At 61.6% G+C, this 5,859-nt stretch carries 6 protein-coding genes and 1 pseudogene; 3 read left to right on the top strand and 4 right to left on the bottom strand.

Features of this window, described 5'->3' with window-relative positions:
• The 4 genes and pseudogenes from tnpC to AX735_RS24095 all read right to left on the bottom strand — a co-directional run.
• Positions 1-836, bottom strand: an 836-nt coding sequence (gene tnpC / locus AX735_RS04800) for an IS66 family transposase (RefSeq protein ID WP_156447419.1), incomplete at its 3' end; no start/stop codon positions are given.
• A 67-nt stretch (positions 837-903) separates the two neighbouring features.
• Positions 904-1,227, bottom strand: a complete 324-nt coding sequence (gene tnpB, locus AX735_RS04795; RefSeq protein WP_446471781.1) for an IS66 family insertion sequence element accessory protein TnpB — start codon at positions 1,225-1,227, stop codon at positions 904-906.
• Between the two features lie 26 nt (positions 1,228-1,253).
• A complete protein-coding gene (tnpA, locus tag AX735_RS04790) occupies positions 1,254-1,610 on the bottom strand; it encodes an IS66-like element accessory protein TnpA (RefSeq protein WP_066276442.1) in 357 nt (118 codons plus the stop codon).
• 263 nt (positions 1,611-1,873) lie between these two features.
• Positions 1,874-2,652: pseudogene (locus tag AX735_RS24095) on the bottom strand (IS5 family transposase).
• Between the two features lie 277 nt (positions 2,653-2,929).
• On the opposite strand from AX735_RS24095, the gene AX735_RS04785 reads away from it, so the two are divergent.
• The 3 genes from AX735_RS04785 to AX735_RS04775 all read left to right on the top strand — a co-directional run bounded on the left by AX735_RS04785 (position 2,930) and on the right by AX735_RS04775 (position 5,774).
• Positions 2,930-3,601 (top strand): response regulator transcription factor, encoded by a 672-nt coding sequence (locus AX735_RS04785; RefSeq protein ID WP_066276439.1) that lies wholly within the window; start codon positions 2,930-2,932, stop codon positions 3,599-3,601.
• Entirely contained in the window at positions 3,602-4,618 is a 1,017-nt protein-coding gene (locus tag AX735_RS04780) for a sensor histidine kinase (protein ID WP_066276430.1), read from the top strand.
• Between the two features lie 562 nt (positions 4,619-5,180).
• Positions 5,181-5,774, top strand: coding sequence for a TolC family protein (locus AX735_RS04775; RefSeq protein WP_446471780.1), 594 nt, complete (start codon positions 5,181-5,183; stop codon positions 5,772-5,774).
• Positions 5,775-5,859: the final 85 nt, after the last annotated feature.

Genomic DNA, 5,859 nt, shown 5'->3' with positions numbered 1-5,859 from the left:
GTGTAGACGACCGCCGGTGGATCGGTGCCGCCATGCGCCCTATCATCACGAGCGATCGCCCAGAGATATCCCGTCTTCACCTTGCCGGTGCCGGGCGCCAGGACCTTGGCGGTGGTCTCATCGACGAACAGCCTCGCGCTCGTCAGCAGTTCCGCTTTCATTCGGTTGGTCAGGCGGCCGAGCCAGCCCGCGGCTCGACCCGCCCAGTTGCACATGGTTCCCCGGTCGATCTTAATGCCCTGGCGCCGAAGCGCCTGTGCCTGCCGATAGAAGGGCATGTGATCGGCATATTTCCTGACCAGAACATCGGCGATCATTGCCTCGGTTGGCAGGCCGCCTGGCACCACATGCTTAGGCGCGGGCGCCTGGAACACCCCCTCGCTGCATGCGCGGCACGCCATTCTCGGCCGGGACGTCACGATCACGCGATACTGGACCGGGATCACATCAAGCCGGCTCGATATGTCGCTGTCTATGCAGTGCAGCGTGCCTCCGCAGCAGGGGCATTCCTTCTCGTCTGGAAGGATCACTTCCTCAACGCGGGTCAGATGCGCCGGCAGCGACGCCCGCGCTGTCCCGCTTTCCCTTCGCGCCCGTTCCTTCTTCTGACTTGCCGCCTGCTCGCCAAGCGCCTCCAGTTCAGCACGGGCGACGTCAAGATCATCGAAGGCAAGCGCCAGCTGATCTTCGCTCAGCTTTTCCGACCGTTTCCCGAATGTCGTACGGGTGATCTGGTCGATGATGTGCTGCATCCGCGCTTCACGCTCGAGGCCGGCCAGGACCATCGCCTTGAGGGTGGCGACATCGTCAGGAAGGTCGGTTGCCGTGGCGGACATGCCCCATTTCTGGCAGTTTGGGAGCGATCCGCAATGGCATTTCGATCAGGGGAATCAGGCTTGCGACCTATCGCGTCGTCACCGGAGCCTGAGTGCGCGGCGTGTGCATTTTCGACCATTGCAGCCCTTCGAACAAGGCTGACGCTTGCGATGCCGACAGCCGCATCACGCCATCGTGCGCCCGGGGCCAATGAAAGCCTCCGGTCTGCAAGACCTTGCTCACAAGTACTAGGCCAGTGCCGTCCCAGACCAGCAGCTTGATCCTGTTCGCCCGCTTCGAGCGGAAGATGAAGACCACCCCCGAGAAGGGCTTGAGCCCGAGTTCATGCTCGACAAGCGCCGCCAAGCTGACAGCGCCTTTCCTGAAGTCGACCGGCTTTGTCGCCACCATCACTTTGAGCGGCCCTGGCGGGATGATCATTCCGACCGGCTCACAGCGGCGAGCACCCGAGCGATATGATCCTCGCTCGCGCCCGGCGGCACATGGATCGTGAGGGCGGCCGTGCGGATCACGATCTTATCGCCTCCACCATCAGCCGAGCCGGTGCCGCCCGCATCTTCGATCACCGCCGGGACAAAGCCCAGCTTCTTGCTGGCCAGGCGTTTGCCCGGAATACTGTCATGCCGCCAGGCATAAAGCTGCTGTGGCAACAGTCCATGCGTTCGCGCAATTTCCGCGATGTTGGCGCCGGGCTCAAAGCTCGACGCTATGATCCTTGCCTTGGCCTCGGCCGACCAGCGACGCCGCATCGGCCCTGCTGGAATGACGTCCATACGCGAGGGCCGCTGACCCTCCTGCCTTTCGAAACCTGTTTCGAATGTTCCTATATCATCGGCCACTACGATACCCCTCAGACGAGGGGCGAAACATAGCCAGATCAGCGCCTACGAAAATGTGGGGAGGTTTTTGCGCTTACAGTAAGCGTGTTGTGGAGGCCGCCGGTATTTGCGGATCGGTATCGTGGTCAGAGTATGGCGGTGTTGCGGGGGCGCTCCCTCTTTGTTCCTTCGCAACTAAGACGAAGCCCCAACCCTCCTTAAATCACAACCTCAAATCTGTGCCAAAGGCGCTGACGGGGGACACTAGCGGCGTGGACAAATTTGAACCAGTATCTGACTGCGGCGATATGGACGATGCTGAGGAAGCTCTCGGCGAGTTGGTCGTAACGGGTTGCGATAGCGCGGTTGATTTTCACGCGACGAAAGAAGCGTTCGATGTGGTTTCGTTCACCGTAGAGCGCCCGATCATGTTCGATCTTTACCCGGCGGTTTGAACGACCCGGGATTACGGCTTCGATTTTGCGACTCGCGAGGTCTGCGCGGATGGCATCGGCGTCATATCCCTTGTCGGCCAGCAGCGCTTTTGGTGCCTGCTCCGGCAGTGCGATCAGCGTATCATAGGCTTTGCAATCGGCCGCTTCGCCGACCGTCAGGTGGAAGGCGAGTGGTCGTCTTCGTGCATCAACCAGGCAGTGAAGTTTACTGGTGAACCCGCCCCGCGAGCGGCCAAGAGCGCGTCGATCAGCCCCCCTTTTCCGCCCGCTGCCGAGATGTGGGCGTGAACCGTGGTGCTATCGATGCTGTAATGCCCGCTGTCTGCCATGATCTCGGCCAGCGTGACCGATACTGCTTCCCAGACCCCGGCCTCACTCCAACGACGAAAGCGACGGTAGATCGTGTTCCAGTTGCCGTATTTGACTGGGACATCGCGCCAAGGGGTGCCGCAGCGAAGCCGCCAGAGAATACCATTGATGATCGAACGGTTCTCTTCCGGCGGTCGCCCACGTCCTCGATTTGCCGCTGCAATCGGGAGCAAATCCCTCAAAACGAGCCATTCTGCTTCGCTCAGATCACCCCGGCTCAACCCTGCCTCCAAAAGGAAGCCTTGAACCAACCACCGAGTCTCGCGTCAACCAATTTGTCCACGCCGCCTACGCATATTGCGCTATGACAAGACGGCTTTTGATGGGATACCGAGCGAAGCAGACGAACATGAGCAAGGCGAGGCAGTCGGCACCGATGGCTATCAGGACAATGACTGAGCATTCGCGCCGTGGTTCCACAGGTGCCCTGCGAAACACGAGGGCTAACCCGTGCGCTTGCTGATCGTGGAAGACAATAAACGCCTCGCCGGTCTGATCGCACAAGGTCTGCGTTGGCAGGGCTTTTCCTTCGACGTTGCCTCGGATATGGCGACGGCGGATGCGTGCCTGGAAAGCGTACCTTTCGATGCTGTCATCCTTGACCTTGGCCTGCCCGATGAGAACGGCATAACATGGCTGCAGCATCAGCGCAGCCCGCGCCAGCTGATTCCCGCACTGATGCTGACTGCCTGTGACGGGCTGGAAGACCGCATCGCGGGGCTTGATTCAGGTGCGGATGACAATCTGGTCAAGCCGGTGGATATTGAGGAATTGGCGGCGAGAGTTCGCGCTTTGCTGCGCAGGCCGGGGCCACGCGCAGCGACAATGCTGGAAGCCGGGTCGCTCATTTTTGATCCGGTCAGCCGTGAGGCCCACTGCTCCGAGCGGGTCCTTGATCTGTCCTGCCGTGAGACTGACCTGCTGGAACTGCTGATGCGCCGACTAGGCACAGTTGTGGTGCGCGATACGATCGAGACCACGCTATACAGCTTCAACGAGCCGGTGACCCCGAATGCCGGCGAGGCCACCGTATCGCGTCTGCGCCGCGAGCTGGACGAGGCAGGGCTTGCCGGGCAGCTGCAGACGGTGCGCGGTGTTGGCTACATGCTGCGGAGCAACTGAATGGCACATCAACCCACGTCGATTTTCAATTCTCTGGCGCGCGGCCTTGCGGTGGTCGGGCTTGGCGGCACGGTATTCCTGCTGGTTGCCGTGCTCATCGAATACCGGATCAGCTTTGCCGAGATGGCAACGGCAGATGCGTTGAAGGCTGCGCTACACGAAATGGTCGAACACGTGCTGTTGCCTGTTGTCGCACTGGTCGTGCCGATGACTGTGGCAGTCGTGTTCGTCATGCGGCGGGCGTTCAAACCGTTGACGAATGCAACGGACCAGCTGAACGCCATTACGGGGCGCGACCGCAACATCCGCATCGATGATGGTGAGCTGCCGACCGAAATCCGGCCGTTCACCGTGGCGGTCAACACCCTGCTCGGAAGGCTGGAGCAATCGGCGATGCACCAGGAAGCGTTCGCCGCCGATGTCGCGCACGAATTGCGTACCCCACTGGCAGCGATGATGCTGGAACTCGATGGCATGACGGATCCCACCGCGGCGCGTTTGAAAGGCGATGTCGCTGCCATGCGGCGGCTGATCGACCAGTTGATGTTGCTGGCGCAGATGGATGCGCAGGAGGCCGCAGCCACTGCGACCGACGATATCGATCTGTCTGACATCGCCAGAGATGTCGTTGCAAGATGTGCTCCGGCAGTGATTGCGCAAGGCCGCAGCATTGAGCTGGTGAGTGAAGGCCAAACGGTATCCGTCCTCGGGCGGCGCGAGGCGATTGCAGCGGCATTGCGCAACCTCATCGACAATGCTGTCCGGGTCACGCCGGATGGCGGCACCGTTCATGTGGTGCTGGACGGCACGCCTGCAATCCGCGTCACCGACGGCGGCCCAGGCCTGTCGCAGGAACAGCTTGCCCAGCTGATCCAACGCAACCGACGCGCCGACCACGCCAGCCCGGATGGCGCCGGCCTGGGTCTCGCCATCGTCGACCGTATCATGCAGGTGCACGGCGGCGCGATCCGCACTGATCCTCAGAACAGCGTGCTGATCCTCGACTTCAGCCGATAGATCGCTCCGTCAGGTTGCTGTCAGCTTCGGCTGGCAGGGACCGGGGATGAACAGGCAACAGATCATCACGACCGGCGCAATCTTGCGGGTGTACGTCATCCAGGGCGACATGGTCGGGCAGGGCAGCCGCTCGTCACAGTCAAGAGCCGTGAACCGCTGCAATATGGTGCTGAGTTGGCGCGCGCGCAGGAGGCGAGGTCACACTGCGCGCGCCGATCTCAGACCGTGTTGCCACGGTAGCCGCGCAGGTCGGCGGCCCGGTCATAGCGGCATCAATACCCTTCGTGATTGAAAACAGCACCGCTTTCAAGCACGGTCTGCAATTGCCCGAGCCGCTGGCGGGTCAGGTGCGTCCCGGCATGAGCATCGCTCGACCGTGCAATCAGGTCCGTTCTGGTCAAGGTGCGGATTGATGGCGCTCCCGCGCTGAAAGTTGTGGGCAGTTCTTATGGCGCAGTCTTCGTCACCATTGCCCTCAAGCCTGGAGAACAGGTTGCCGCATCAGGGGTAAGCAAACTCAAGATATTGCTGACCGCCAGCTGATCTTCATACTTTCGGAATAATGAAAACTTTTGAACGGATCGATGACTACGGACCGCCACGGCCGATCGAGGTTGAAGGGACACTGGCCCTCGCTGCGGCGGAAGCGGATGTACGTACCGCTGACGCACAAGTGCGGGTAGCAAGGTCGCTGCGCGTTCCCGACCTTACTGTCAGTACATTCGCCCGCCGATTGGAGGCAACCAACGACACCGCTGCTGTGGTCGGCATTTCGATCCCTATTCCATTCTTCAACAACGGCAGCGCTTTCGCGGCCCAATCGCGCTCTGAACAGACGCAGGCTATCGCGCTACGCAACCTCGCCGTGATTGATACCCGGCAGAAGATCGCCAACGCACAAGCCGAAGTGGAGAACGCCGCCGCGACCGCGCGGGCGGCAGGCGGGCCGGGACTGACGGCGGCACAGGAAGCCGCCCGCATCGCGCGGATCGGTTGGACGCAAGGCAAGTTTGACCAGATTGCGCTGCTCGATGCCGAGCGCACGCTCTCACAGACCCGCCAGACCTACGTCGATGCGCTCGCCGCCTATCACGACGCGCAGGCCCGGCTCGCCCGGCTCACGACGCCGGCCCCCACGATTTCCGGAGATTACTGATGATGAATGACAAGCGCCTTATTGGCGGTGTGGCGGCGGTAGCGATCGTCGCCGCACTTGGCGGCTTCGGCATCGCACGCTGGAC

It is taken from the genome of Blastomonas sp. CCH1-A6 (genome assembly GCF_001556365.1).
Lineage (GTDB): Bacteria > Pseudomonadota > Alphaproteobacteria > Sphingomonadales > Sphingomonadaceae > Blastomonas > Blastomonas ursincola.
Note: the sequence above shows the minus strand (reverse complement) of the source record. Positions and strands in the feature narration are given on the sequence as shown.